The 25773-nt window shown below is 59.6% G+C and carries 31 protein-coding genes; 15 read left to right on the top strand and 16 right to left on the bottom strand.

Features of this window, described 5'->3' with window-relative positions:
* Nucleotides 1-65: 65 nt before the first annotated feature.
* From EXN68_RS14075 to EXN68_RS14055, 5 genes are all read right to left on the bottom strand, one after another.
* Nucleotides 66-302, bottom strand: a complete 237-nt coding sequence (locus tag EXN68_RS14075; protein WP_142841507.1) for a sulfurtransferase TusA family protein — start codon at nucleotides 300-302, stop codon at nucleotides 66-68.
* Nucleotides 299-1597: a L,D-transpeptidase family protein gene (locus EXN68_RS14070; RefSeq protein ID WP_142841506.1), complete on the bottom strand. Its 1299-nt coding sequence runs from the start codon at nucleotides 1595-1597 to the stop codon at nucleotides 299-301. Before EXN68_RS14070 ends, EXN68_RS14075 begins: the two co-directional genes overlap by 4 nt.
* A gap of 293 nt (nucleotides 1598-1890) precedes the next feature.
* Nucleotides 1891-2844, bottom strand: coding sequence for an acetyl-CoA carboxylase carboxyltransferase subunit alpha (locus tag EXN68_RS14065; protein ID WP_142841505.1), 954 nt, complete (start codon nucleotides 2842-2844; stop codon nucleotides 1891-1893).
* Nucleotides 2845-2906: 62 nt separating this feature from the next.
* Nucleotides 2907-3890: a site-specific tyrosine recombinase XerD gene (xerD, locus tag EXN68_RS14060; protein ID WP_142841504.1), complete on the bottom strand. Its 984-nt coding sequence runs from the start codon at nucleotides 3888-3890 to the stop codon at nucleotides 2907-2909.
* Entirely contained in the window at nucleotides 3887-4060 is a 174-nt protein-coding gene (locus tag EXN68_RS14055) for a hypothetical protein (protein ID WP_052819510.1), read from the bottom strand. The genes xerD and EXN68_RS14055 overlap by 4 nt, the downstream gene beginning before the upstream one ends.
* A 188-nt stretch (nucleotides 4061-4248) precedes the next feature.
* Here EXN68_RS14055 and EXN68_RS14045 point away from each other — a divergent pair, with 188 nt between their 5' ends.
* Together EXN68_RS14045 and aroB are read left to right on the top strand one after the other, a co-directional pair.
* On the top strand, nucleotides 4249-4830 hold the full coding sequence (locus EXN68_RS14045) for a shikimate kinase (protein ID WP_046799848.1): 582 nt from the start codon (nucleotides 4249-4251) through the stop codon (nucleotides 4828-4830).
* A gap of 5 nt (nucleotides 4831-4835) precedes the next feature.
* Nucleotides 4836-5969: a 3-dehydroquinate synthase gene (aroB, locus tag EXN68_RS14040; RefSeq protein ID WP_142841503.1), complete on the top strand. Its 1134-nt coding sequence runs from the start codon at nucleotides 4836-4838 to the stop codon at nucleotides 5967-5969.
* A gap of 241 nt (nucleotides 5970-6210) precedes the next feature.
* On the opposite strand, the gene EXN68_RS14035 is transcribed toward aroB, so the two are convergent.
* Entirely contained in the window at nucleotides 6211-6492 is a 282-nt protein-coding gene (locus tag EXN68_RS14035) for a BolA family protein (protein WP_046799846.1), read from the bottom strand.
* A gap of 114 nt (nucleotides 6493-6606) precedes the next feature.
* Here EXN68_RS14035 and EXN68_RS14030 point away from each other — a divergent pair, with 114 nt between their 5' ends.
* From EXN68_RS14030 to EXN68_RS14015, 4 genes are all read left to right on the top strand, one after another.
* The gene (locus tag EXN68_RS14030; protein ID WP_142841502.1) at nucleotides 6607-7242 is read left to right on the top strand and encodes a J domain-containing protein; all 636 of its coding nucleotides are present in this window, start codon (nucleotides 6607-6609) and stop codon (nucleotides 7240-7242) included.
* 68 nt (nucleotides 7243-7310) lie between these two features.
* Nucleotides 7311-8300, top strand: coding sequence for a cobaltochelatase subunit CobS (cobS, locus tag EXN68_RS14025; RefSeq protein ID WP_003509875.1), 990 nt, complete (start codon nucleotides 7311-7313; stop codon nucleotides 8298-8300).
* A 105-nt stretch (nucleotides 8301-8405) separates the two neighbouring features.
* On the top strand, nucleotides 8406-10310 hold the full coding sequence (cobT, locus tag EXN68_RS14020) for a cobaltochelatase subunit CobT (RefSeq protein WP_142841501.1): 1905 nt from the start codon (nucleotides 8406-8408) through the stop codon (nucleotides 10308-10310).
* Nucleotides 10300-11325 carry an esterase-like activity of phytase family protein gene (locus EXN68_RS14015; protein WP_142841500.1) on the top strand — a complete coding sequence of 342 codons (1026 nt, stop codon included), beginning with the start codon at nucleotides 10300-10302 and terminating at the stop codon, nucleotides 11323-11325. The genes cobT and EXN68_RS14015 overlap by 11 nt, the downstream gene beginning before the upstream one ends.
* A 3-nt stretch (nucleotides 11326-11328) precedes the next feature.
* Here the strand turns inward: EXN68_RS14015 and EXN68_RS14010 are convergent, their stop codons facing one another.
* The 3 genes from EXN68_RS14010 to rpmB all read right to left on the bottom strand — a co-directional run bounded on the left by EXN68_RS14010 (nucleotide 11329) and on the right by rpmB (nucleotide 12819).
* Nucleotides 11329-11664, bottom strand: coding sequence for a pentapeptide repeat-containing protein (locus tag EXN68_RS14010; RefSeq protein WP_142841499.1), 336 nt, complete (start codon nucleotides 11662-11664; stop codon nucleotides 11329-11331).
* A 114-nt stretch (nucleotides 11665-11778) separates the two neighbouring features.
* Complete coding sequence (locus EXN68_RS14005) at nucleotides 11779-12417, bottom strand: queuosine precursor transporter (RefSeq protein ID WP_142841498.1); 639 nt, start codon at nucleotides 12415-12417, stop codon at nucleotides 11779-11781.
* 111 nt (nucleotides 12418-12528) lie between these two features.
* Entirely contained in the window at nucleotides 12529-12819 is a 291-nt protein-coding gene (gene rpmB / locus EXN68_RS14000; protein ID WP_003509888.1) for a 50S ribosomal protein L28, read from the bottom strand.
* Nucleotides 12820-13071: 252 nt separating this feature from the next.
* Here rpmB and EXN68_RS13995 point away from each other — a divergent pair, with 252 nt between their 5' ends.
* A complete protein-coding gene (locus tag EXN68_RS13995; protein ID WP_046799841.1) occupies nucleotides 13072-13845 on the top strand; it encodes a DUF3108 domain-containing protein in 774 nt (257 codons plus the stop codon).
* 206 nt (nucleotides 13846-14051) lie between these two features.
* Here EXN68_RS13995 and EXN68_RS13990 read toward each other — a convergent pair whose 3' ends face one another.
* A complete protein-coding gene (locus EXN68_RS13990; protein WP_161991341.1) occupies nucleotides 14052-14492 on the bottom strand; it encodes a cupin domain-containing protein in 441 nt (146 codons plus the stop codon).
* Nucleotides 14492-15262 (bottom strand): hydroxyacylglutathione hydrolase, encoded by a 771-nt coding sequence (gene gloB / locus EXN68_RS13985; protein WP_142841497.1) that lies wholly within the window; start codon nucleotides 15260-15262, stop codon nucleotides 14492-14494. Before gloB ends, EXN68_RS13990 begins: the two co-directional genes overlap by 1 nt.
* Nucleotides 15263-15381: 119 nt before the next feature.
* Here gloB and EXN68_RS13980 point away from each other — a divergent pair, with 119 nt between their 5' ends.
* The 4 genes from EXN68_RS13980 to EXN68_RS13965 all read left to right on the top strand — a co-directional run bounded on the left by EXN68_RS13980 (nucleotide 15382) and on the right by EXN68_RS13965 (nucleotide 18692).
* Nucleotides 15382-16143: a class I SAM-dependent methyltransferase gene (locus EXN68_RS13980; RefSeq protein WP_142841496.1), complete on the top strand. Its 762-nt coding sequence runs from the start codon at nucleotides 15382-15384 to the stop codon at nucleotides 16141-16143.
* Between the two features lie 84 nt (nucleotides 16144-16227).
* Complete coding sequence (gene hisC, locus EXN68_RS13975; protein WP_135855556.1) at nucleotides 16228-17334, top strand: histidinol-phosphate transaminase; 1107 nt, start codon at nucleotides 16228-16230, stop codon at nucleotides 17332-17334.
* On the top strand, nucleotides 17334-18263 hold the full coding sequence (locus EXN68_RS13970) for a prephenate/arogenate dehydrogenase family protein (RefSeq protein WP_142841495.1): 930 nt from the start codon (nucleotides 17334-17336) through the stop codon (nucleotides 18261-18263). The genes hisC and EXN68_RS13970 overlap by 1 nt, the downstream gene beginning before the upstream one ends.
* Before the next feature lie 9 nt (nucleotides 18264-18272).
* Nucleotides 18273-18692: a GNAT family N-acetyltransferase gene (locus EXN68_RS13965; protein ID WP_142841494.1), complete on the top strand. Its 420-nt coding sequence runs from the start codon at nucleotides 18273-18275 to the stop codon at nucleotides 18690-18692.
* On the opposite strand, the gene EXN68_RS13960 is transcribed toward EXN68_RS13965, so the two are convergent.
* Nucleotides 18689-19690, bottom strand: a complete 1002-nt coding sequence (locus EXN68_RS13960) for a DUF2125 domain-containing protein (protein WP_142841493.1) — start codon at nucleotides 19688-19690, stop codon at nucleotides 18689-18691. The two genes, EXN68_RS13965 and EXN68_RS13960, sit on opposite strands and share 4 nt — an antisense overlap.
* A 49-nt stretch (nucleotides 19691-19739) precedes the next feature.
* On the opposite strand from EXN68_RS13960, the gene EXN68_RS13955 reads away from it, so the two are divergent.
* Nucleotides 19740-20294: a gamma-glutamylcyclotransferase gene (locus EXN68_RS13955; protein WP_142841492.1), complete on the top strand. Its 555-nt coding sequence runs from the start codon at nucleotides 19740-19742 to the stop codon at nucleotides 20292-20294.
* Here EXN68_RS13955 and EXN68_RS13950 read toward each other — a convergent pair.
* From EXN68_RS13950 to ftsE, 4 genes are all read right to left on the bottom strand, one after another.
* The gene (locus tag EXN68_RS13950) at nucleotides 20264-21064 is read right to left on the bottom strand and encodes a lysophospholipid acyltransferase family protein (RefSeq protein WP_142841491.1); all 801 of its coding nucleotides are present in this window, start codon (nucleotides 21062-21064) and stop codon (nucleotides 20264-20266) included. The genes EXN68_RS13955 and EXN68_RS13950 overlap by 31 nt on opposite strands.
* 116 nt (nucleotides 21065-21180) lie before the next feature.
* The gene (locus tag EXN68_RS13945; protein WP_161991357.1) at nucleotides 21181-21897 is read right to left on the bottom strand and encodes a YdcF family protein; all 717 of its coding nucleotides are present in this window, start codon (nucleotides 21895-21897) and stop codon (nucleotides 21181-21183) included.
* A gap of 127 nt (nucleotides 21898-22024) precedes the next feature.
* Entirely contained in the window at nucleotides 22025-23032 is a 1008-nt protein-coding gene (locus tag EXN68_RS13940; RefSeq protein ID WP_142841489.1) for a cell division protein FtsX, read from the bottom strand.
* Nucleotides 23025-23684, bottom strand: coding sequence for a cell division ATP-binding protein FtsE (ftsE, locus tag EXN68_RS13935; RefSeq protein WP_046799830.1), 660 nt, complete (start codon nucleotides 23682-23684; stop codon nucleotides 23025-23027). Before ftsE ends, EXN68_RS13940 begins: the two co-directional genes overlap by 8 nt.
* Before the next feature lie 201 nt (nucleotides 23685-23885).
* Here ftsE and EXN68_RS13930 point away from each other — a divergent pair, with 201 nt between their 5' ends.
* The 3 genes from EXN68_RS13930 to EXN68_RS13920 all read left to right on the top strand — a co-directional run bounded on the left by EXN68_RS13930 (nucleotide 23886) and on the right by EXN68_RS13920 (nucleotide 25669).
* Nucleotides 23886-24554, top strand: coding sequence for a DUF3426 domain-containing protein (locus tag EXN68_RS13930; RefSeq protein ID WP_142841488.1), 669 nt, complete (start codon nucleotides 23886-23888; stop codon nucleotides 24552-24554).
* Between the two features lie 70 nt (nucleotides 24555-24624).
* On the top strand, nucleotides 24625-25167 hold the full coding sequence (hpt, locus tag EXN68_RS13925) for a hypoxanthine phosphoribosyltransferase (RefSeq protein WP_003497442.1): 543 nt from the start codon (nucleotides 24625-24627) through the stop codon (nucleotides 25165-25167).
* A gap of 142 nt (nucleotides 25168-25309) precedes the next feature.
* Nucleotides 25310-25669 carry a response regulator gene (locus EXN68_RS13920; RefSeq protein WP_046799828.1) on the top strand — a complete coding sequence of 120 codons (360 nt, stop codon included), beginning with the start codon at nucleotides 25310-25312 and terminating at the stop codon, nucleotides 25667-25669.
* The last annotated feature ends 104 nt before the right edge of the window (nucleotides 25670-25773 follow it).

Here is a 25773-nt window from a genome sequence, read left to right as displayed (position 1 = left end):
GATCTCCCCCCTTGAGGGGGAGATGTCCGGGAGGACAGAGGGGGGTAACCTCCGCAGCGAGCGCTCTACGCCCCCTTCACAATCCGAAACCGATGTCCCTTACCCACTGCCACGGTCTCAACCAGACTATGCCCATCCTCATTGCACATATGCGCAATATCGATGACAGCCAGCGGGTCCGTCGTCTCGACAGTCAAAACATCGCCCGCTTTCAGCGCAGCAAGCTTCTTGCGGCTTCTTAAAACCGGAAGGGGGCATTTAAGCCCCCTCAAATCGTAAATCACTTCGGCCGTGTCGCTCATTCCTTGGCCCAGAACTTCCAGAAGGGCTTCTTCTCCGGCGCTTCCGGTGCCGGTGCGGAATAGGCGAGCGGGTTGAGGGCTGGAACCGGGATGCCCTGTGCGGCCGCACCGCTCTGGTCGTTGGCCGAAGGCGCGGGGGTGGCTGTCGCAACCATGGTCGGGGCCGCAGGCGCCGGGTTCGACTGTGGGGCGGTTGGCTGGGGCGTCGAGGTGCGTGGGCCACGCAGGGATGAGGCGGTGGCTGCGGTCGCCGGGGAGGACGACGTCACCTGCTGCGCCTTCTTTTCCATCAGCGCGGCAAATTCCGTTTCCTTCATCAGCTTGCCGGCCTTCAGTGCCGAGCCGGTCGGGGCATAGGCGGGTTCGCGTCCCTTGCGCTTTTCGGCGACCAGCGCCTTGCGCTCCGCCTCGCTCGGGTCGTACCAGGCCATGCCGTCATATTTCTTCATCGCCTTTTCATAGGCGAGATCATAGGTCTTTTCGTAACTTGAAAGCGCGCTGACCAGTGCGGGCGGCGTGCTCATGCCCGGGCACTGCGCGGAGGCGTTGAAGCTGCCGCCTGCCGTCTGCTGGTTGAAGACATATTTCTTCTCGCAGACATTCACCTCCGGCGGGCGCTTGGTGACTTCGAAATTGTCGTAACCGACCTTCAGCATCTTCCAGAATTCGAGATGTTCGCTCTGGCGGTGGCGGGCCATGTTTTCCGCTGTCATGCGGAAGGGAAAGGCCTGCAGCTGCACGGTCTTCTGGCCACCCTTGAAGGCGTCGCGTGCGAAACCGTAGATTTCAAGAATCTGCGCATCCGTCATCGAATAACAGCCTGAGGATGAACAGGCGCCATGGATCATCAGATTGGTGCCGTTGCGGCCATTGGCGGCATCGTAACGGTTCGGGAAGCCGGTATTGATGGCGAGATAATATTTCGAGTTCGGATTGAGATGCGCAGGTGTCAGGTTGTAGAAACCTTCCGGCGCCTGCCGGTCGCCTTCCTTCACCTTCGGGCCGAGTTTGCCGGACCATGCGCAAATCTCGTAGCCGGCGATCTTCTCGAAACGGTTGTCGCGCCTGGCTTTCCAGATTTCCAGCGCACCTTCTTCCTTGAAGATGCGGATCATGATCGGCGAAGTGCGATCCATGCCCCTTTTGTCGATCTCGGCCAGAATGGACGGAGACAACGGGTAATCGACCTTGTTCTTGACGTGGGAAACGTCGCGTTCGACGGTTTCGAGCGTATCGTTGCAACCGGTAAGAACGAGCGCGGTGCAGGCGAGCAGGGCAAAATGTGTCAAACGCATGATCTGATCCGAAAGACGATGGCACGGGCGGCGAAGTTCTACACCGTCCCGCGTGTATTTTAAATACGGTATTAACCGTTTACATCTTCTTAACTCAAATCGGATCCGCCCCCGCGGCCGCCGATACATCTGTTGATGTGACCGGACTATGGCCGAGTTGGGGCGATATTCAAGGAAAATGAGGCCGGGAGTTTGATCATTTTGGCGTTTCTTCGAACCGCCAAAAAATCTAACTCTCTCTTTGTACGCATTTTCCGGACGTAAAACCGCTACGCACTTTTACTGGAAATGCTTTAAAGGTTCCGGCCGATATCCAGGAATTTCTGGCGACGCTCGGCACGCAGCTGCGTACCCGAACGCTGTGAAAGATCGGCCAGAGCCTTGGCGATCACGTCACCTGTCGCGTTGATCACGGTCTCCGGAGCGCGATGCGCCCCGCCGATCGGTTCGGGGATGATGCCGTCGATAACGCCGAGCGACTTTAAGTCTTCGGACGTGATCTTCATGTTGGTTGCGGCTTCCTTGGCGCGGGTCGAATCACGCCAGAGAATGGAGGCAGCACCTTCCGGTGAAATCACCGAATAGATCGAATGCTCGAGCATATAAACGCGGTTGCCGGTGGCGATGGCGATAGCGCCACCCGAACCACCTTCGCCGATGACGACGGAAACGATCGGCACCTTGACGTTAAGGCACATTTCCGTCGAGCGGGCGATGGCCTCTGCCTGGCCGCGTTCTTCGGCGCCAACGCCGGGATAGGCGCCTGCGGTATCGATGAGGGTGACGACCGGCAGCGAGAAACGGTCAGCCAGTTCGAGCACGCGGATCGCCTTGCGGTAACCTTCCGGACGTGCACTGCCGAAATTATGCTTCAGGCGGCTTTTGGTGTCGTTACCCTTTTCCTGGCCGATGATGGCGACGGGCTGGCCGTTGAAGCGGGCAAGGCCCGCCTGAATGGCGGCGTCTTCGGAAAATTTGCGGTCGCCGGCAAGCGGCGTGAAATCGGTGAACAGCGCCTTGGCGTAATCGACGAAATGCGGACGCTGCGGGTGACGCGCGACCTGCGTTTTCTGCCAGGCGTTCAGCTTGGAATAGATGTCCTGCATCGCGTCGTTGACGCGCGATTCCAGACGGTTGATCTCCTCCGAGGTGTCTATGCTCTCGTCTTCATCGGCAAGCTTCTTCAGCTCGATGATCTTGCCTTCAAGGTCCGAGATAGGTTTTTCGAAGTCGAGATAATTGTGCATGAGATCCGTTTCCGATCGTTTTGCGCAAGGTTTGACCGGATTATCCGGCGGTTCCGGTCGCTCTAATCAAGGTTTTTGCCCTGTTTGGCAAGGGGGTGATGTGTTTGTACCAGTTCTTGCAAGCGTTCTTCCAGCACATGCGTATAGATTTGTGTCGTGGAAATGTCGGAATGGCCGAGAAGCTCCTGCACGGCGCGCAGGTCTGCGCCGTTCTGCAGGAGGTGGCTGGCAAAGGCATGACGCAGGACATGCGGTGACACCGCCGAAGGGGTAAGGCCGGCGCGAATGGCAATATCTTTGAGGTCGCGGGCGAAGACCTGCCTTGGCAGATGACCTTCCTTGCTGCTCGAAGGAAACAGCCATGGGCTTTCCGGTGCTTCGGCTTTTTTTTGCGCCTTGGCCTTCTCCGGCGCGAGCGCCTTTCTGGCGGCGTCGTATTTTTCCATGGCTTCGATCGCGGCGCGGGACAGAAGCACCATGCGGTCCTTGTTGCCCTTGCCCCGGATCATCAGGAAGCGGCCCTCCTGGCGCAGCACCTTGACGGGCAGGGAGACGAGCTCGCTGACGCGCATGCCGGTGGCATAAAGCAATTCAAGCAGCAGATGCATGCGAATGCGGGCAAGCTGGCCGGGACCGGCGGTGGCCGCCTCCTCAGCCGCGATGCGGAGAAGTTTGGTCACATCGGCAACGCTCATCGTCTTCGGCAGGCTGAGACCCTTTTTAGGGGCGTCGATTATGCCGGTCGGATCGTCGCCGCGCAGTCCTTCCGAATAGAGGAAACGATAGAACTGCCGCATCGATGACAAGCGTCGCGCCTGCGAGGTGGCGGCAAAGCCCTGGGTGGAAAGATGGGTAAGATAAGCGGACAGGTCTGGCGTGGCCGCCTCGACCAAGGACTGACCCCGGCCGGCCAGAAATTCACGCAGATCCGAAAGGTCGTGTTCGTAAGAGGAAAGCGTGTTGGCGGCAGCGCCCCGCTCGGCGCTCATCATTTCCAGAAAACTTTCAAGCCGTGCGCCGTCGCGCCCTCCCGCCAGTGCGTTCATGGAGTGCGCCTTGCCGGTTCTGCCGCCGGTGGGTTCAGGCGTTCGGAAGGAATGCGCACGGTCACCTCGCGGTCGCGTGGTTTCACGACCATGACAAGCAGCACCATGCCGCCATAGATCAGCCCCGCGATGGTCGCCAATATCATCGTGAAGCGGAAGAGGGTGGGCATGGCGGCTCCGTGAAGGTGGCGGTCGAACTTATATGCGGTGCGGCGAAAGCGGCGGCAAGATCAAAAAGCCGGCTTTCGCCCCGTGCCGCATGCGGCGATGATTGTGATTCAACGCCATTCAGTCAGCAATTTGGCTTGACGCTTCGTAAACATTTGCAGATATCCATGCCAAACGGGCTTTCAAATTTATGAATGAAACGAATTTATCCGTCCCGGCAACACTCGGGGAGCAAGCACGGGCAAAGCTCGGGAGGCGCAACATCGTCTTTGTCGGGCTGATGGGGGCTGGAAAGTCTGCGATAGGTCGCATGGTTGCCCAGCAGCTCAAGGTCCAGTTCATCGATACGGATGTGGAAATCGAGCGCGTTTCGCGCATGACGATATCGGAACTTTTCGCCACCTATGGTGAGGAAGAGTTCCGGGCGCTGGAAACACGGGTCATCAAGCGGCTTCTGCGCGGCGGTCCCAAGGTCATCTCCACCGGCGGCGGCGCGTTCATCAACGACAATACCCGGCGTCACATCACGCGCGGCAGCATTTCGCTGTGGTTGAAGGCCGATCTTGAGGTTTTGTGGGAAAGAGTCAACAAGCGCGATCATCGTCCGCTTCTCAAGACCGAAAACCCCAAGGCCACGCTGGCGGCGCTGATGGAGAAACGTTACCCGATCTATGCCGGAGCGGATCTCACCATCGAATCCCGTGACGTCCGCAAGGAAATCATCGTGACTGAAGTGCTGGCCGCCATCGCCGGCATCGAACAGAAAGACTGACCACCATGACGCCTTCCGAAATCCATGCCGACGAACGCCTTGTCCATGTGCCGCTCGGTGAGCGCGCCTATGATATTCTGATCGGGCCGGGACTGATCGGCAGGGCGGGCGGTGAGATTTCGGCGCGTCTGAAGGGCCGGCGTGCGGCGATCATCACCGATGAACATGTTGCGCCGCTTTATCTCGAAGGCCTGATGGACGGCCTGCAGACTGATGGTATCGAGGCGGTGTCGCTGACCCTGCCAGCCGGTGAAAAGACCAAGAGCTTCGAACATCTGGTCACCGTCTGCGATGCGGTTCTCTCCGCGCGCGTGGAACGCAACGATGCGGTCATCGCACTCGGTGGCGGCGTGATCGGTGATCTCGCGGGTTTTGCAGCCGGCATCGTGCGCCGTGGTGTGCGCTTCGTGCAGATACCGACCTCGCTTCTGGCGCAGGTTGATTCCTCGGTTGGCGGCAAGACCGGCATCAACAGCCGCCACGGCAAGAACCTCATCGGCGTTTTCCACCAGCCGGATCTGGTGCTGGCGGATACGGCGGTGCTCGATACGCTGAGCCCGCGAGAGTTCCGCGCCGGTTATGCCGAAGTGGTTAAATACGGGCTGATCGACAAGCCGGATTTCTTCTTCTGGCTCGAAAAGAACTGGGATGAAATTCGCACCGGCGGCCCCGCCCGCATAGAGGCGATTGCCACAAGCTGCCAGGCCAAAGCCGATGTTGTTGTGGCCGACGAGAAGGAAAACGGCGTGCGCGCCCTTTTGAACCTCGGCCACACATTCGGCCATGCGCTGGAGGCGGCGACCAATTACGACAGCAAGCGGTTGGTGCACGGTGAAGGTGTGGCGATCGGCATGGTGCTGGCGCACCAGTTCTCCGCCCGTCTCAACCTCGCAAGCCCTGATGATGCGGCGCGCGTCGAAGCCCACCTGAAGGCGGTCGGCCTGCCGACAAAGATGAAGGATATTCCGGGCGAATTGCCGCCGGTCGAGACGCTGATGACGGCAATCGCACAGGACAAGAAGGTCAAGGGCGGCAAGCTCACCTTCATCCTCACCCACGGCATTGGCCAGTCTTTTGTGGCGGATGATGTGGCGTCGTCGGAGGTGCAGTCGTTCCTGTCGGAGAAGCATCCGGGGTGAGCTGGCACCGAGGAGTACGGTGAGGCCCCCCTCATCGCCTCGCTTCGCTCCGACACTTCTCCCCGGCCGGGGAGAAGAACAAGCCGTTGGAACAATGCCATACCGATACATTTGTACATCGACACTGAGGTCAACGTTTTAGCAAAGCGCTGCCGCACGGTTTCTTCTCCCCGGCCGGGGAGAAGGTGGCCCGAAGGGCCGGATGGAGGGGGCTTGCTCTCGGTCTTAATGGCAGCCCCAATTAAAACCGCACCGTTTCCCCCGGTGCCGCCACCTCGATCGCGAGCGCATGCAGGCCCGCGTCGAGCTCGGGCTTCAAAACGGCATTGATCGCCCGGTGGCGTTCGACGCGAGACTTGCCGGAGAAGCTTTCCGACACTATCTGAACACGCATATGTGTCTCGCCCGTGCCGGTTATATCCGGCTGGTGGCCCGCATGCATCTGGCTTTCATCGACGACTTTCAGGCGCTCTGGTGAAAAGCTCTCACGGAGCTTCGTTTCTATACGTTCTCGCAGGGACATGCGAAGGGCTCCATTCCTGTTGGCTGGTCTTGAAGGGGGTTACCTAAAAGCCAGCAACATTCCGCTTTGTCAATTCTTGTTGTGCGGCTTTTCGCACTCCATAATCAGGGCATCATGAAACTGGATTCGAAATATTTCGACCGCATCCGCACGCGCCGGAAAAGGGAGCGGGAACCTGAGGTTCAGGCTCCTACCTGCCAGTGGGACGGATGCGATAAACCGGGCGTTCACCGCGCACCTGTCGGCCGCAATGCCGAGGGGCAATTCTTCCTGTTCTGTTTTGAGCATGTGAAAGAATACAACAAGGGCTATAATTACTTCTCCGGCCTCTCAGACGGCGAGATCGCCCGTTACCAGAAGGAGGCGATCACCGGTCACCGTCCGACCTGGACGGTGGGCGTCAACAAGACGGCGCGCGACAGCCCTTTGCATTCCACACTTCGATCCGGCACCGCCAGCGGCAATGCCCGCATTCGCGATCCCTTCGGCTTCGCCGGCGGTTTTGCGGGCGGGGCAAAGGCCGGTGGACAGCGCATGCAGCAGGACCGCAAGCTGAAGACGCTGGAGGCGAAAGCCTTCGATACGCTCGGTCTTTCTGCCAGTGCGAAGCAGGAAGAGATAAAAAGGCGCTATAAGGAGCTTGTCAAAAAGCACCATCCTGATGCTAATGGTGGCGATCGTGGTTCGGAAGAACGTTTTCGGGCTGTTGTTCAAGCATATCAATTGTTAAAGCAGTCAGGTTTCTGCTAAGCCAACTTACGTGTTTACCGCCTGATTGATGATGTGGCCGGGTGGCTGCCGCCCGCCTTGGAGACGTGATGAGCAAAATCGACCTTGATATTTCCAACCTGCCCGACACGACTGTGTCCGTGCGGGAGGTTTTCGGCATTGATACGGATCTGCGGGTTCCCGCCTATTCCCAGGGCGACGCCTATGTGCCGGACCTCGATCCCGACTATCTTTTCGACCGCGATACGACCCTCGCGATCCTAGCCGGTTTTGCTCACAACCGACGTGTCATGGTTTCCGGTTTCCACGGCACCGGCAAGTCCACCCATATCGAGCAGGTGGCTGCCCGCCTCAACTGGCCCTGCGTGCGCGTCAACCTCGACAGCCATGTCAGCCGTATCGATCTCGTCGGCAAGGACGCCATCGTCCTGAAGGACGGCAAGCAGGTTACCGAATTCAAGGACGGCATTCTGCCCTGGGCCTACCAGCACAATGTCGCGCTGGTCTTCGATGAATATGATGCCGGCCGCCCGGACGTGATGTTCGTCATCCAGCGCGTACTGGAATCCTCCGGCCGCCTGACCCTGCTCGACCAGAGCCGTGTCATCCGTCCTCACCCCGCCTTCCGCATTTTCGCGACCGCCAACACGGTCGGCCTTGGTGATACGACCGGCCTCTACCACGGCACGCAGCAGATCAACCAGGCGCAGATGGACCGCTGGTCCATCGTCACCACGCTGAACTACCTGCCGCATGAGCAGGAAGTGAACATCATTGCCGCCAAGGTGAAGAGCCTCGACAATCCGAAGGGTCGCGAAACCGTCTCCAAGATGGTGCGCGTGGCGGATCTGACCCGTTCGGCCTTTGTTAATGGCGACCTTTCCACGGTGATGAGCCCGCGTACCGTCATCACCTGGGCGGAAAATGCGGAAATCTTCGGCGATCTCGCCTTTGCCTTCCGTGTGACCTTCCTCAACAAGTGTGACGAGCTTGAGCGTACCCTGGTAGCCGAGCAGTATCAGCGTGCCTTTGGCGTTGAGCTCAAAGAAAGCGCCGCGAACATCGTTCTCAGCGCCTGATCATCCCCGGTTTTCCGGAGAAGATCACCGATGACTTGAAGACGCCGGCGGCTGCGCATCCTCTGATGGGTGGGCCGCAGGCGTCGGCAACTGACAGGAAAGACAATGGCAGGGCGCGGCGACAATTCCAGAGCGAAACCGGGTACGGCGGTCGATACGGAGCCGTTGCGTCAGGCGATTGCCGGATGCGTGCGATCCGTTGCCGGTGATGCCGAGGTCGAGGTCGTCTTCGCCAATGAGCGGCCGGGCCTTGCCGGTGAGCGCATGCGCCTGCCGGAAATTTCCAAGAAACCCACTGCGCAGGAGATCGCCATCACGCGTGGTCTCGGCGATTCCATGGCGCTGCGTCTCGCCTGTCACGATGCGGACACGCATGCGATGATGTCGCCGCATGGCGCCGAAGCGCAGCTGGTTTTCGATGCCGTCGAACAGGCGCGGGTGGAATCCATCGGCGCGCTGCGCATGCCGGGCATGGCCTCCAATATAAAGGCCATGAATACGGAAAAATATGCCAAGGCCAATTTCTCCGGCATCAACAATAAGGATGACGCACCGCTCGCCGAGGCGGTGGCGCTTCTGGTGCGCGAGAAACTGACAGGCGAAAAGCCGCCCGCGAGCGCCGGCAAGGTTCTCGATCTCTGGCGCGACTTCATCGAAGACAAGGCCGCAGGCGACCTCAACGACCTTTCCCGCGTCATTACCGACCAGAAGGCGTTCTCGCGGCTGGTGCGCAAGATGTTGACCTCCATGCAGATGGCGGAAGATTTCGGCGACGAGGATAACGAGCCGGAAAGCCAGGAAGCGGAATCCAACGAGGACCAGCCGCGCACCAACGAGACCGAGGAAGAGCAGGTCGAGGAAGAGGCCGGCTCCGATGCGACGCCCGCCGATGAAAACGAGGCCTCGCAGGAGGAAATGGAAGAAGGCGAGATGGACGGCGCCGAGATGTCGGACGAAGAAATGTCCGACGATCTCGACGAGGACTCCGAAACGCCCGGTGAGACCCGCCGCCCCAACAGCCCCTTCGATGATTTTAACGAGAAGGTCGACTACCGCATCTTCACCGAGGAATTCGACGAGGAAATCCGCGCCGAGGAACTGTGTGACGAGGCCGAGCTTGACCGGCTGCGCGCCTTTCTCGACAAGCAGCTCGCGCATCTTCAGGGTGCGGTCGGGCGCCTGGCGAACCGTCTGCAGCGCCGCCTGATGGCGCAGCAGAACCGCTCCTGGGATTTCGATCTGGAAGAGGGTTATCTAGATCCGGCGCGCCTCGTCCGGCTCATCATCGATCCCATGCAGCCGCTCTCCTTCAAGAAGGAACGCGACACCAAATTCCGCGATACCGTGGTTTCGCTGGTCATCGACAATTCCGGCTCGATGCGCGGCCGTCCGATCACGGTCGCAGCCACCTGCGCCGACATTCTGGCGCGCACGCTGGAACGTTCGGGCGTGAAGGTCGAAATTCTCGGCTTCACCACCAAGGCGTGGAAGGGCGGGCAATCGCGCGAACAGTGGCTCGCCAATGGCAAGCCCGCTTCGCCGGGTCGCCTCAATGATCTGCGCCACATCATCTACAAGTCGGCGGATGCCCCGTGGCGGCGCGCCCGGCGCAATCTCGGCCTGATGATGCGCGAAGGACTTCTGAAGGAAAATATCGACGGGGAAGCGCTGATGTGGGCGCATAACCGCCTGATCGGCCGCCCCGAGCAACGCAAGATCATGATGATGATCTCCGACGGCGCGCCGGTGGATGATTCGACCCTGTCGGTTAATCCGGGCAACTATCTGGAGCGGCACCTGCGCGCGGTCATCGAGCAGATCGAGACGCGTTCGCCGGTGGAACTGCTGGCAATCGGTATCGGCCATGACGTGACCCGTTATTACCGCCGCGCCGTGACCATCGTTGATGCGGATGAGCTTGCCGGTGCGATGACCGAGCAGCTTGCTGCTCTCTTCGAAGATACGAGCAGCGCCTCCGGTTCGTCCCGCAGGGTCCGCCGTGCCGGATAAGCGGGGCCGGGTGGCCTTTTCCTGCAAGTCTCTGGCGGTCGCTGCTGTGCTTGCGGCGGCTTCGCTGTTTCCCATTCCCATCGGCGCATCGACCATCGATGTACCGGTGAGCGTTCGCCTGCTGTCGGGGTTCGAAGTCGGCACCAGCGCAAAACGGTTCGGCAGGCTGGAATTTATCGGCGGCATGGTGATGAGCGCCCCGGAAAAGCTGTTCGGAGCGATATCCTCCATCCGCTTCCGCCCCGATGGTGAGGAATTTATCGCGGTGCTGGATACTGGCCACTGGCTGACGGGCAGGATTACGCGTGGTGCTGCCGGCGCGTTGTCCGGGCTTGCCGATGTCCGCATCACCCCCATGCTGGACATGAGTGGCCGCGAACCGCCGCGCAAGATGGAAATGGATGCGGAAGGGCTGGCGCTGCGCGACGGCCAGGTGTTCGTCAGCTACGAGCAGCGGCACAGGATCGATATCTATCCGGATCCGGGTTTTGCAACAGCAAAGCCACTCAGCCGCCTGCCACATCTCATCCCCAATAATGAACTGCGCCATAATGGCGGCATGGAGGCCCTGGCGGTTTCGCCGGCCAGTTCGCCGCTCGCTGGCGCTCTTGTCGTGGTGGCTGAAAAGAGTATCGATGCGGACGGCAATCTGCTTGCGGCCATATTGGAAGGCCCGCTGAAGGGTACATTCGCTGTCACCCATCATCCGTCATTCGATGTGACTGATGGCGCTTTCCTGCCGAACGGCGATCTGCTGCTTCTTGAACGGCGCTTCAATTTCGCCGAAGGCGTCGGCATGCGCATCCGCCGCATCCGCGGGGCCGATATCCGGCCGGGTGCCGTGGTGGATGGCGAAACCCTCATGGAAGCGGGCATGGCCTACCAGATCGACAATATGGAAGGCATGGATGTGGTGAAGGGGCCGGATGGCTCGACGCGCCTCATCATCGTGTCTGATGACAACCACTCGTTCCTCCAGCGCAACCTGATGCTGGAATTCAAGCTGGTGGAGTGAATATCAGGCCTTTTCCTGTACCGCCTTGTAGGCAGCGAGGAGATCCTCGACCGGAATGCCGTCGATCTTCATGCCGGTCATTCGGCATGCCGTTATCTGCGCGCCGGACAGGTTCGTGTTGCTCAGCTTCAGTCCGGTAAAATTGACGTCATCGATCGACCAGCCGGACATGTTGCTGTCCGTAAACGAGGCACCGGAAAAATTGATGTCGTTGAAACGTGTGCCGGCCAGATTGACATTGTTGAAGGCCGTTCCCGACAGATTGACGTCGTCAAAGCTGGAGCCTGAAAGCGTGGCGCTTGTCGCATCCACAATGTCGATAACATCCTTGATCTGCATGCCGATCCGCCTCCGAGCCTTGCCACGGACGGCAGATTGCAACGCCGCCCGTGGGTTTGCAAGCGCGATTTGATCCACGCCTTGCACAGCTTCAAACGCGGCTGGCGGATAATGTCAGCTTGGTTTGACCGCGCCCGGCATCGGCTTCAGCGTATTCATCAGCGCGCCGTAAGGCAGCAACATGACGAGGCCGACGAGAATTTTTACCGAAAGATCGCCCAGCGCCCAGGAGATCCAGCGTGGCGCCTCAAGTGTAAGTACGCCAAGTATGGGCGCGTTTTCGATGGCGAAGGCATCGTTGGGGCCGATGAAGGCGAAGCTTGCAGCAAAGGCGATGGAGAAGAACAGCGCCGTATCCAGCACGGAACCCAGCATCGAGCCGGCAAGTGGCGCATGCCACCAGCGCTGGCGGCGCAGGCGGTTGAAGACCGAAATATCGAGCAGCTGGCCGATGAGATAGGCGGTGCCGGAAGCGACAGCGATACGCGGGATGGATGTCCAGAACGACAGCGTAACGCCGACGACAAAGCCCGCAAGCACGACGCGGCGTGCGATGGAGGGCCCAAACTGGCGGTTTGTCAGATCGGTGACGAGGAAGGCGACCGGATAGGTAAAGGCACCCCAGGTCAACAGATCGCCGAGATTGACGCCGAACAGCGATCCGGAAAGCGGATACTGAACCAGAATATTGGAGGCGACGACCACCAGTGTCATCAGGAGAATGTAGATCAGCGTATAGCGCAGGGTCAGCATTTTTTTATCCTGGGTGATGCCACCAGTTGGAGCTGAACTGAAATAAAACAAAAGGCTTGAGCGGCAAAAGCCATTCAAGCCCTCTGAATATCGATGATGTCGAAACCGCTATTAAGCAGCTTCGGCCGTCTTCTTGGCGATCTGGCGGCGCAGGAGACGAGCGCGCATGCTCAGTTCGTTTTCGCCGGACTTCAGAAGGAAAGCATCGAGGCCGCCACGGTGTTCAACGGAGCGCAGAGCTGCTGCGGAAACACGCAGGCGGAAGCGCTGGCCGAGAGCATCGGAGATCAACGTGACCTGGCAGAGGTTCGGAAGGAACCGGCGCTTGGTCTTGTTGTTGGCGTGGCTGACGTTGTTGCCCGTCTGGACGCCCTTGCCGGTCAATTCGCATACACGGGACATGGGTACACCTATTTCGTTTCGTCTGTTTCACCACTGGCTCGCCACCGGCAAAACCGGGGTGGCAATCCAACTGGCCATGATTGGAAAGTTGCGGTTCTATAGTCAGACGAGACTTAACAGTCAAGCCGCTCGCGATCAAATGAAAGGAAATTCCGGCGTTTTCAACCGTCGTCCGCTTTTTTATTGCCACAAGTCAGCGTATATCATCGCCCGATAAGGCCGCTTCCGCGCCTCTTTTAAGGTGATATCGAAATGATTGCCAGAGGAAAAAGCATTTTCATGGCCGTGACGATGGCGTTTGCGGGCGTCTCCCCCTCGCTCGCCGCCGAAGCACGCCACACTAGCGAATACAGCATCAATCTGGGCATTTTACCGATTGCACGGGCAAGTTTTTCGACTCGCATGGATGGACCGAATTATTCGATCTCCGGTTCCTTCAGCGCCGCCGGCCTTGCCAGCATCCTCAAGGACATTTCCGGCAAGACAACGGTTTCCGGCGCCAAGCGCGGCCACCGGCTGCAGGCGAACGAATATTCGCTGGTCTACAAGGACGGCAAGCGGGTACGCACCTATGACGTCGTCTATCGCAACGGCAATGTCACCTCGACGACGGTGAAACCCGAACCCAAGGCCCGGCCGGACAACTGGGTTGACGTGAAGGACCGCGACCTGCGCTCGGTTCTCGATCCGATTTCCGGTCTGATCATTCCCTCAGGCGGCCGCATCTGCCCGACGCGCCTGCCGATCTATGACGGCGAATCGCGACTCGACCTCGTTTTGAGCTCCAGCGGCACCAAGCCGTTCAAGACCAACGGTTTTAACGGTGATGCCATCGTCTGCAAGGCGCGTTACGTACCGAAGTCGGGCTACCGGCAGGGGCGCAAGGATATCGAATATCTGAAATCCATCTCGATGGAGATCTGGTTCGCCAAGTCGAACAATATGGATGTCTATGCGCCTGTTTATGCGATCATTCCGACGCGGGTGGGTCAGGTCTATATTACGGCTACGAAATACGGCGGCTGACCAGGATTTATAGCAGGGCAGGTGATGCTCGGCGGTACCCATGTTTATTCTCCCCGCCGGGGAGAAGGTGGCCCGAAGGGTCGGATGAGGGGCAACGCCAGCGATATGCGGAGAGCCAGCCCCCTCATCCCGCTGCCGCGGACTTCTCCCCCACGGGGAGAAGCAACAAGTGGCATCCGCTCATTCCACCGGCATTGCCCTGAAAATTACGGCCCATCCCCAGGTGACCAGTCGGGTTCGGCCATGACGAAGCTCGTAAAAGCGAAACCCGGTGAGACGGTGCAGCCGACAAGGGTGAAATCGCCGAGACTTTCCGCCGATTGCCAGCAATTGGCCGGCACGATCACCTGCGGGCGCTCGCCTTCGAGAATGGCTGGGCCGAGCGTGAAGGTCTGCACCTCTCGGCCGTCCTGCGAAAGATGCAGGGTTATTGGCGCGCCGGCATAATAGTGCCAGACCTCCACCGCGTCGGTGACCCGATGCCAGTGCGAGCGCACGCCCTTTTCCAGCAGATAATAAATCGCCGTCGAATGGCCACGCTCGCCACCCGCCCTGTCGCGAAAAGTCTGGTGGTAAAAACCACCTTCCGGATGCGGTTGCAGCCCCAATTCGCGAATGATCACTTCCGCAGACAGATCGGCGGCCATCAGAAATTATCCTTGCGTGTGCGGATTTCCGCAAAGACGTCGGCATCGGCGGCCCCTTCAAGACCGAGATGTCTGCGAATGCTGGCATCCGCCACGCGCATATAGGGATTGGTCTGCTTTTCGAGCCCGATGGTGGTGGGAATGGTGAACTCATTGGCTTTCCGCGCCGTCTCGACACGTGCTGCGCGTTCGCTCAACACGGCATTGTCAGGGTCGACGGTCAGCGCAAAACGGGCATTCGAAAGCGTGTATTCGTGGCCGAAATAGACGCGCGTCTCATCCGGCAGGGCCATCAGCTTCTGGAAGGAGTGCCACATGTCCGCCGCAGGGCGTTCGAACAGTCGGCCGCAACCCATGGCAAACAGCGTATCGGCGGCAAACAGCAGGCCGTCATCCGGCAGATAATAACAGATATGACCCGCCGTGTGGCCGGGTGTGGCTATGATCTGAACGCGGCGTCCGGCAAATTCGAACTCATCACCATCGGCCTGCGAGCGATCGAGACCCGGTATCGCAATCGCCTCGTCATAGGGGCCGTATACCTCGCAGCGGAACTTGTCCTTCAGCGCCAGATTGGCTTCCACATGGTCCTGATGGTGGTGGGTGGTGAAGATATGGGTCAGTTTCCAGCCGTGGCCGTCGAGGGCGCGCAGGATCGGCCCTTCCTCCGGCGCGTCGATGGCCGCCGTCGCCCCGCTTTCGGGATCGTGCAGGAGCACTCCGAAATTATCGCTGCGGCAAAGAAAGACGTCTATTTCCAAAGGTTTCATCGTATCCTCTCCATTTGCCGGCCAAAACCGGCGCATTCGCCCGCCTGACTTTCCCAACTGACTTCCAATGTAGGGGCAGACGCCTTGAAGTCCAACCGCCTGATGCTACATTCTCGCCCATGAATACCGATATCGTCGATCTGCGCGAATTCTATCATTCTCCGCTTGGCCGCTCGGCCGAGCAGGCGATCACCATGGCGCTTTCGACGCTGTGGCCGCCCTTACCGGAGGAACGGCTGGTTGGCCTCGGTTATGCCGTGCCGTTTCTGGAGCGGTTCCGCCATGATACGGAGCGCACCTTCGCCTTCATGCCGGCGGGGCAGGGGGCGGTGAACTGGCCGGCGGGCGAGCTTTCCTCCACCGCGCTGGTGTTTGACGAGGAATTGCCGCTGCCCGATTCTTCGATAGACCGGGTCCTGATGGTGCATGCGCTGGAATTTGCGGAAAATCCGCGTGAGAGTTTAAAGGAACTGTGGCGGGTGCTGGCGCCGGGCGGCCGCTTGGTGATTGTGGTGCCGAACCGACGTGGCGTCTGGGCGCGTATGGAACATACGCCTTTTGGTTCCGGCCGGCCCTATTCGCGCGGGCAGCTGACGGCGCTTTTGCGCGAAACCAATTTCACCCCGGGCGCCACCGCCGAGGCGCTGTTCTTTCCGCCCACCACGAGCCGGCCGGTGCTGAAATTCCGTCGTTACCTCGAACATACCGGTCGCAGGCTTTGGCCGCTGTTTTCCGGTGTCATTGTGGTGGAAGCGCAAAAGCGTCTCTATCAGGGGCTGCCGGTCACCCAGCGCGCCTCGCGCCGGGTTTTCGTGCCGGTTCTCGCGCCACAGGGGGTGCCCACCACGCGCACCGCCGCAAGCCAAGGAAAGCCGCGCTGACCCTCGACAAAGCGGCCATTCCGGTCTAATGCCTCCGGCATTGCTTTTGCCGGGTTCTCCGGCGTTTTTCCAAAGGTCGATCAAATGAGTGCAGAGCTTAACCAACCTGTTCCGCGTCCGGGTATTCTGGATATCGCCGCTTATGTTCCCGGCAAGGAACATGTGGACGGTGTCGCGAAGGTTTATAAGCTCTCTTCCAATGAAACGCCGCTTGGGCCGAGCCCGAAGGCGATCGAAGCTTTCGGCACCGCCGCCAGCCATCTGGAAATCTATCCGGACGGTCAGGCGATCGCGCTGCGCCAGGCGATTGCCGATGTGCATGGTCTCAACATTGCAAACATCCTGTGCGGCAATGGTTCGGACGAGCTTCTCGGCCTGCTTTGCCACGTTTATCTCGGTGCAGGCGATGAGGCGATCATCACCGAACACGGTTTCCTCGTCTACAAGATCCAGATCATGGGCGCGGGTGCGACCCCGGTGACGGTGAAGGAAAAGGATTGTGCGGTCGATGTGGACGCGATCCTTGCCGCCGTGACACCGAAGACGAAGATGGTTTTCGTCGCAAATCCGGGCAATCCCACCGGCACCTATGTCCCGGTTGCGGAAATCCGCCGCCTGCAGGCCGGCCTGCCGAAGCATGTCGTTCTGGTGCTGGATGCGGCTTACGCCGAATATGTGCGCAAGAATGATTACGAAGCCGGGCTGGAGCTGGTCTCCGGCAACCGCAACGTCGTCATGACGCGCACCTTCTCCAAGGTTTACGGTCTGGCCGCCCTGCGCGTTGGCTGGATGTATGGTCCGGCCGCCGTCATCGATGCGCTGAACCGCGTTCGCGGCCCGTTCAACATGAGCGCGCCGGCGATTGCTGCCGGAGCAGCGGCCATACGCGATCAGGCCTTTGTTGAAAAAGCTGTGGCGCATAATGCGCTGTGGATGGAAAAGCTGGTCACGACCTTTACCGGCCTCGGCCTCACCGTCACGCCTTCAGTTACTAATTTCATCCTCATCCATTTCCCGGATCAGGACGGCAAGCGTGCAACCGATGCGGACGAATTCCTCAGCCGCCGTGGTTATATTCTGCGTGCAGTGCGTGGTTACGGCTTCCCGAATGCGCTGAGAATGACTGTCGGCTCGGAAGAGGCCAATCTCGGCGTTATCGCCACACTTACCGAGTTCATGGGGCAGGCGTGATGGGCGAGATCATGTTTGAACGCATCGCGCTGATCGGCATCGGCCTGATCGGCTCGTCGATTGCCCGTGATATCAAAGAGCTGGGGCTTGCCCGCCACGTGACGATTTCCACCCGCAGCGAAGACACGCTGAAACGGGCGGAAGAACTGACGCTCGGCACGGATTACACCGTTTCGGCGGCGGACGCGGTGAAGAATGCCGATCTCGTCATCGTTTCGGTACCGGTCGGTGCGTCGGAAAGTGTGGCGCAGCAGATTGCGCCGCATCTGAAGCTAGGCGCCATCGTAACCGATGTCGGCTCCACCAAGGCTTCTGTTATCGCGCAGATGGCACCGCATATGCCTGAAAATGTGCATTTCATTCCCGGCCATCCGCTGGCGGGCACGGAAAAATCCGGTCCGGATGCCGGTTTTGCCGGCCTCTTCCGCGAGCGCTGGTGCATTTTCACGCCGCTGCCGGGCACGAATGCCGGGGCGCTGGAAAGGCTGAAGGATTTCTGGCGGGCGCTCGGCTCGCGCGTCGATGAAATGGATGCCGAACATCACGACAAGGTTCTGGCGATCGTCTCGCATCTGCCGCATATCATCGCCTACAATATCGTCGGCACCGCGGACGATCTGGAGACAGTGACCGAATCGGAAGTCATCAAATATTCCGCTTCCGGTTTCCGCGACTTCACCCGTCTCGCCGCCTCCGATCCGACCATGTGGCGTGACGTCTGCCTGCACAACAAGGATGCCATCCTTGAAATGCTGGCGCGGTTCTCGGAAGACCTTGCGTCGCTGCAAAGGGCGATCCGCTGGGGGGAAGGCGACAAGCTGTTCGAGCTGTTTTCCCGCACACGCTCCATCCGCCGCTCCATCATCGAGGCCGGTCAGGACGTCGATACGCCTGACTTCGGGCGTCACGCGCTGGATCAGAAGAAGTAGGGCGCTGGCATGATATTGATATCGGCTGCGACGGATGACGATATCGAATGGCTGCTACGGGAAGACAAGTGGATCGATGAGGATTGGTTGCGGCGCTGCGTCGGACACTGCGAATATCTCGTCGCGAAAGAAGATACGATTCTGTTCGGTTTTCTGCGGTTCTCGATGTTCTGGGGTAAGATTCCCTACATGGACATGATCCGCGTCGTTCCCGAGTTTCGCGGGCTTGGCGTTGGCGCATCGCTTACAGCTTTTTGGGAAACCCTGATGCGTGAGCAGGGTGCCTCACTGGTGATGACGTCCAGCCAGCAGGACGAGCAGGAACCTCAGACGTGGCATCGTCGCAATGGATATAAAGAAGCCGGCATCCTGAATCTTTCAAAATTTCAGGATGCCGCTGAGGTATTTTTTACAAAATCTCTCTCTTAGATCGGCGGAATCTTCCCCAGCGGAATGAAGCCGCTGACAGTGGCGCGGCCGCGATCCACCACGAGATCGACGGATGCCCTGTCTCCGCCGCCGGCAAGCGCGCCGAGCAGCTTGCGGGCCGTATCGATGGTGGATTGCAGCTGCGGAAACGCCTGTTTGGCATTGTCCGACCAGGCGCCGAGCTTTTCGATTTCCAGCTTGAACTGACCGGAGAGATAGCCCTCATTGTCAAAGGAGAAGGGACCGCTGATGCGCATGGTGCGGCCGTCGCCAATATCGGCCGCCAGCCGCCGAAGCTCGCCGCTCGTGCCGTAGAGGCCTGACGTATCGCTGCCGTCCACCATGCCCGCCTTGCCGGTGAGCGTCACATCGACGATGGCATCGAGGCGGGGAAGAACCTGCGGCCAGTCCTTGATGACGGTGGCCGAGTCGGTGAGGGTGATCGCGCCGTCAAGATCGGCGCCGTTCTGGCGCAGGTGCACCTCCGTCTTGACGGCATCGAAGTCGATCGTCTGGCCGGTGACGGAGGAAACCGCCTGCGCCTTCAGCCCGTCGATGACGAGCGAGCTGCGGTCGATGCCCTTCAGTTTGGTGACGATGCTCGACTGCATGTTCTGCCAGGAGGCTGAAACGCTCAGGCCATGGGCGGAGCGGATTTCCGCTGGCGAATCGAGTTCCCAGACGATGTGGCCGGGATTATAGACCTGCGCCGCCGAGCGAAGTTCGCCGAAAGACGCTGAAACGCCGTTCCCGCTGTCGTCCACGGTCACCTTTGAGCAGAAGAGGCCGATGCGGAAAGGATAACCGCGGAAGGCGATATCGCCGCATTCGCCGCTGACATTCCTCGCCTGTGATGGAGCAATGACGTTCAGTACCGTCTGCTTCAGCCTGTCGGCGGCATAAAACCACCCGGCTGTATAAAGTCCGATGACCACCGCGACGGCGATGGCGAGCCAGAGGAATTTTTTGGCCGTGCCGGATTGGCTTGACGCTGCCATATTGATCTCCGATGAACAGACTTCAGGGAATTTTGATTTGGCTTGGGATATGGACGATTTTTGGGTCTTTGGCTACGGTTCGTTGATGTGGAACCCGGGCTTTGCCTTTGAGGAGAAGCAGCAGGCGCGGCTGCATGGTTATCGGCGCTCGCTCTGCATCAGTTCCAACTTTTACAGAGGCACCACGGAAAAGCCCGGTCTCGTGCTGGGTCTGGAACGCGGCGGCTCCTGCCTCGGAGTCGCATTTCGCGTGCGAGGAAGGGATCATGATCCCGTCATGGCTTATCTGCGCGAGCGAGAACTGGTGACGAATGTCTACAAGGAGCGGGTGGTTGCCATCGCATTTGCCGATGGCAGGCGCGGCAGTGCCGTGACCTATGTGGCCGACCCCGCGCATGAGCAGTACATCGGCGGTCTTGCTGTGGCCGAAGCGGCCACCATTGTCGCGACTGCCTCGGGTCGGTCCGGCCCGAACACGGATTACGTTTTTAATACCGTGCAGCATCTACAGGATATGGGCATTCGCGACTCTCTGCTGGAAAGCATCGCCGCCAATGTCGGCGCGCTTGCGGCTCAGCCGGCGGGGGTTGTTTCCGTGCCCTGAAGCTCGGCGATGCGCTTGATGGCGGTTGGCGGCAGCGGCAAATGCGGGTTGTTGCGCACGGTTTCCAGCAACAACTCGTCGCTCGCCTTTTCCGTGACGTCGATCAGTCGCTTGAAAAACACGTCGGGGTCCAACCCCGGCTCGATAGCCGGCAGGATGCGCACCTTGAAATGGCCGGGATAACGCATGGTCGAACGGCGTGGCCAGAAGAGGCCGGGATGCATGGCGACTGGAATGACCGGCACCTGCAGATCACGATAAAGCCGGGCGATACCGTAACGGTACTCGGGCTCGGCGCCCGGTGGGCGGCGCGTGCCTTCGGGGTAGATAATGAGTTCGCGGCCCGCCGCCATTTCCTCTCTCGCCCGCTCCATCACCTTCAGCATGACCTTGCCACGCGCGGCGCGGTTGACCGGGATCATGCGCTGTTTCATCACATACCAGCCGAACAGCGGAATCCACATCAATTCCCGTTTCAGAATGTAGACGGGGTCCGGCAGATTGGGCAGCAGTGCGTAGGTATCCCAGAAGGATTGATGCTTGGGCGCGAAGATGCAGCCGGTTTCGGGAATGTTCTCCAGCCCCTCGATCTCGAAGGTGGTGCCGACGATGGTTTTCATCAGCCAATGGTTGGACCGTGCCCAGTTCTTGGGAATTTCGAAGGCGATCTTGCGCGGCAGAATGAAATAGATCGGTGTCAGCACGATCATGCGGACGATCAGGTTGAGATAAAACAGCGTATTAAAAAGAAAAGAGCGCAGCTTGAGCATCAACAGCCTTCCCGGGGGCGCAGCCGTTCCGAAGCGTTGATACGCCTCGATGCCGGATGCCGATGCCAGACGCCTACACGAAAACAAGGCCTCGCAGCAAGCGCGTTTCTCGCCGCTCATGGTGAAGCAGCCGCCACCTTCGGGGTGGAATGGTCAGCGGCGGCCTTGCGCAGGCCATCGCCCTTGCCGAAGCCGGTGAGATCACGTCCTGCCGCCGCCACGAACTTTAGATACTCATAGAGCATGGTTCTGACCACATCCGGCTCCACAAACCAGTTCGTGCGGGCAAGATCAGCGCTGATGACGGGATAGGCAATGAATTGCGTCTGCGGGCTGGCGCTGCGCAATTCATGCAGGCTGCGGTGCATATGATAATTGTTGGTGACGACGACGATCGAGGAGTAGTTGTGATCGCGTATCCAGCTTGCCGCTTCATTGGCATTGCCGATCGTGTCTATGGCTTTGTAACCCATGTCCACGCAGCAGGAAAACATGTCGGACGAGCCTTGCGTCATCTTGCGGATCTGCGAGCGGGTGGTGGCCGGGTTGACGCCGGAAATCAGCAAACGTTTGCCCACGCCATCACGCAGCAGGCCGACCGCCTGTTCGATGCGTTGATAGCCGCCGGTCAGAACAATGATGGCATCACCCTTCGTGCCCTCCGGCGGGCGCATGGAGGCAACGGAATCGGCGAACCACAGGAAACCGCCTAAAAAAACGCCGAGGAGAACAACGCAAAGAAGGATAAAACCGCGAATAAAACGGCGCAACGGACCACGCCGCGACAACAGGCCCTTTTTGGCCGGTCGCGTGGTCGTCTGATCCTGGTCCATCCGACTCACAAACATTCCTCCTGAATACTCGCCGATTAAGGCAAGGAACAGGCATTTTTGTCCACCGTCCGCAGGTTACATCCGGCTGGTGACGGTTTCAGTTTGCCATGGGATTTCGGGGGCAAGGTCACGATGTGAGGCCATCACTTTTCGACGGATCGGAGCGGACGCGGTCAATATCGTCGATGGTGCGGATGACGGTCACGCGCGCCGTGATGGTGGTGAGAAGTGCTATGACGATCATCGTTGTGGCGATGCCGATATAGCCGCCGAGACCAACGGAAAACGAACCGAAAAGCGCGCTTGCCTGATCGCTCTGCGGCGTGGCGACCGTGCTCGATTGCCAGAAACCGGCAACAAGGAAAACCGCGGCCGCGAGCGCGCCGCCCGCCGCCGCCCCTTTGAGGCTGATCTTCAGGAAGTGTTTCTGGAATTCCCGTGCCACAAAGCTGCTTTCCGCCCCGACGAAATGCAGCACCTCAACGATATGCCGGTTACCGGAAAGCGCTCCGCGTGTCGCAAACACCACCGTCAATACCATGGCGGTGAAAACGAGGATCAGAACGCCGAGGCCGATCATGACCGTCGTTCTGGCCATGGAGACAAGCCTGTCCACCCATGTGCGGTGGTCGTCCAGAAATGCCTGCGGAAGCTCGGCCTTCAGCATGTCCCGCATCGCCTGAAAATCAGGCGGATTGTTTTCATCGATGGTGATGACGACGAGGCGCGGTATGGGCAGTTCGGAAAGGTCAAGACCGCTGCCGAGCCATGGCTCCAGCAGGCGTGATGTCGCCGCATCGTCAAGGATCGTGCCATCCCGCGTGCCGACGAAGGTGAGCGCCAGATTGCGCGCCTTGTTGAGCGCCGCATTCATGTCCAGCCCGTCCTCGGGCTTGATCTGGATGGTGATCTCACGGGAAATCTGGCTCTGCCATGTGGCGGCGGTGGCGCGCACCATGGAGACGGCGCCAAGCGTCAGGCAGGCGAGAAAGGCCATGATGGCGATCACCACCATCAGCGCATTGCCCTGAATGTTCGACGGCGGCAGGATGGGCGCCATCGGGCGGATGCGCATGGGCGGGCGCTTCGGCTGGGCCGCTTCCGGGGTCAGTTGTTTGCGGGTGATCTCATTCATAGATATCGAGCCGCCCTTCGGTCAGGATCATCCGGCGTGCGTCGATCTGGTCCATCAGCGCAAAATCATGGGTGGCGATGACAACAGCCGTGCCCAGCCGGTTGAGTTCCAGGAAGAGGTTGAGAAGGCGCTTGGCCATCGGCGGATCGACGTTACCGGTCGGTTCGTCGGCCAGCAATATTTCCGGCTGGTCCATCAGGGCGCGGGCAATGGCGGCGCGCTGCTTTTCGCCGCCGGACAGAATGGCCGGCAGCACATTGATGCGTTCGCCAAGCCCAACCCATTTCAGAAGCTCGATCACATCGTTGCGGTAAGCGCTTTCTTCCTTGCCGCGCACGCGCAGCGGCAGGGCGACATTCTCATAGGTCGTCAGATGATCCAGTAGCCGAAAATCCTGAAAGACGATGCCGACACGGCGGCGCAGCATCGGCAGCTCGCTGCGCGGAATGCGTGATACATCACGGTTGAACATGCGAATATTGCCGCGGGTGGGCTGCAGCGACATCAAAAGCATGCGCAGCAGCGAGGTCTTGCCCGCACCCGAGGGGCCGGTCAGAAACTGGAACGAACCCTTGGGGATATCGAAGGTCATGTCCCTCAGGATCTCGGGTCCCATGCCGTAACGCAACCCGACATTTTCGAAATGGATCAACGGACTTCCAGTCTCTTCGTTTCGTGGTGGTTCGCAAACCGCTGGCGCTTGGGGGCCGGATGTCGCGGTGTAACCCGGTTCCGGTGGCCTGCGCGAGCCGTTTTTGCGAAGCATTAACCAATTAAATTTAAAACTTGGCAGGATTCGTTGCAATGCCCAGTTTTGCGGGCCGGAAAACCTCATCCAAGGAATTCTATGGCTATGTTCCGTTCATCTCGCCGGCAAGCGGCATTCGATTTCGACCTCCTGATGCCGGAAACGCCGGTGCACCGCACGGCGCGGACGGCAAATCCGATCCACGACGTGGTAGACGCGGAATTTGTCACCATCAAGGAAAACCGTGCACGTCAGCCCGGAAACGACAATCGCGGCGCGGCACGCCGGCAGATGGCAAAACCACCCGTCACCATCGGTACGCTTGGCCTTGCCTTCATCGGCTGGCTGGATCGCAGATTGTCGCGCCTCTCGGCGGATGCCTATTCAGCGCTGGTTGCGGGGCTCGCCATTTTCGTTTTCGTCTGCTCCGGTGGCCTTTCGGTGGTCGTGCCGGAAAAGCAGGCCGTCGCCGCAGCAAATCCGCTCGCGATTTCTCACGTGACGGTTACGCCGCAGGAGGCGGGCGGCATGGATATCCTGCTCATCAGTGGCATCGTGGAGAATAATGGCGGCAATCTGGAAGAGGTGCCGGCCCTTCGCGCCGATCTTTTTGCCGCCAAGGGCCAATTGGTGGCCAGCATGGTCATTGAACCACCGGTGCAAGAGATGCAGCCCGGTTTCAGCCACGGTTTTTCGGCAAAGTTGCGCCATCCCGGTGGAAAAACGCCAGAGATCAAGCTTTCCTTCGTCGAGGCGGGTGCGTCCGAACGTTGACTGTGCTAACGCGTGATCTTCGTATTTTTACTGAAAGGTAAAATCGGCAAGGCGCAGCACAGGAGAAAGAATGCCCGTCGTCCGTGGAAAAAACATCGAGCCGCTTTACACCGCCGAGCAGATCGCCGAGCGCAATCGCGATATGGCCAAGCACATTGCCGGTGGCCCGACCAAGGATTTGCTGGTCATTGCCGTGCTCAAGGGATCGTTTATTTTCGCAGCCGATCTTATCCGCGCGCTGCATGACAGTGGTCTTGCTCCCGAAGTCGAATTCATCACGCTGTCGAGCTATGGCGCCGGCACGGTCTCGCAAGGTGTGAGGATCGTCAAGGATATCGACAGCGACGTGAAGGACCGCGATGTCCTTCTCATCGACGATATTCTCGAATCCGGCCGCACGCTGCGTTTCGCCAAGGAACTGCTTTATGAGCGCGGCGCGCGCAACGTCACCATTGCCGTGCTGCTCGACAAGAAGGTCAAGCGCAAGGAAGATCTGGAGGCCGACTATGTCGGTTTCGAATGTCCGGACTATTTCGTCGTGGGTTACGGCATGGATGTTGCCTATGCTTTCCGAGAACTGCCTTTCGTCGGCGTGGTCACAGGCGACGCCTGAGCATATTTGCCGTGCCGGAACGGCACAGGGCGGAGACGCCTCATTAACCATTCACCCAGCCAGGGCCTGGGTGTTTACCTCTTGAAAAGAGGAGCCTGCGATGTTGCTCATGGCTGGAAATGATGCCCAGGAGCAATGATTAATGGCGAAAATTCTGATTACCGAAGACGAGGATGCATTGCGGGCTTTCGTTGCCCGCGCGCTGCGTCTCGACGGTCACGAGACCCATGAGGCGGCTGACGGCGAGCAGGGGCTGGAGAAGCTTCAGGAGACCAGTTTCGATCTTCTTCTTTCGGATATCCGCATGCCGGTCATGGATGGCATCGAGCTGGCGCACCGCGCCGCCGAGCGCTTCCCGGCCATGCGCATTTTGCTGATGACGGGTTATGCCGAGCAGCGTGAACGGGCCGATGATCTGGCGACGAAGATCGTGGATGTGGTGTCCAAACCCTTTGCGCTTCCGGATATTCGCAAAGCCGTGGCGCGGGCGCTGGCGGCCTGAGCGACAGGATTGCAGGGATTGGAAGGGCGGCCTGTGGGCCGCCTTTTTTGTTGGTCAGCCCCTGGCTCAGCGTAGCTCCCTACCTCCGTCATTCCGGCCTTGAG

Origin of the sequence: Martinezella rhizogenes (genome assembly GCF_007002745.1) — a bacterium.
GTDB classification, from domain to species: Bacteria; Pseudomonadota; Alphaproteobacteria; order Rhizobiales; family Rhizobiaceae; genus Agrobacterium; species Agrobacterium cucumeris.
Note: the sequence above shows the minus strand (reverse complement) of the source record. Positions and strands in the feature narration are given on the sequence as shown.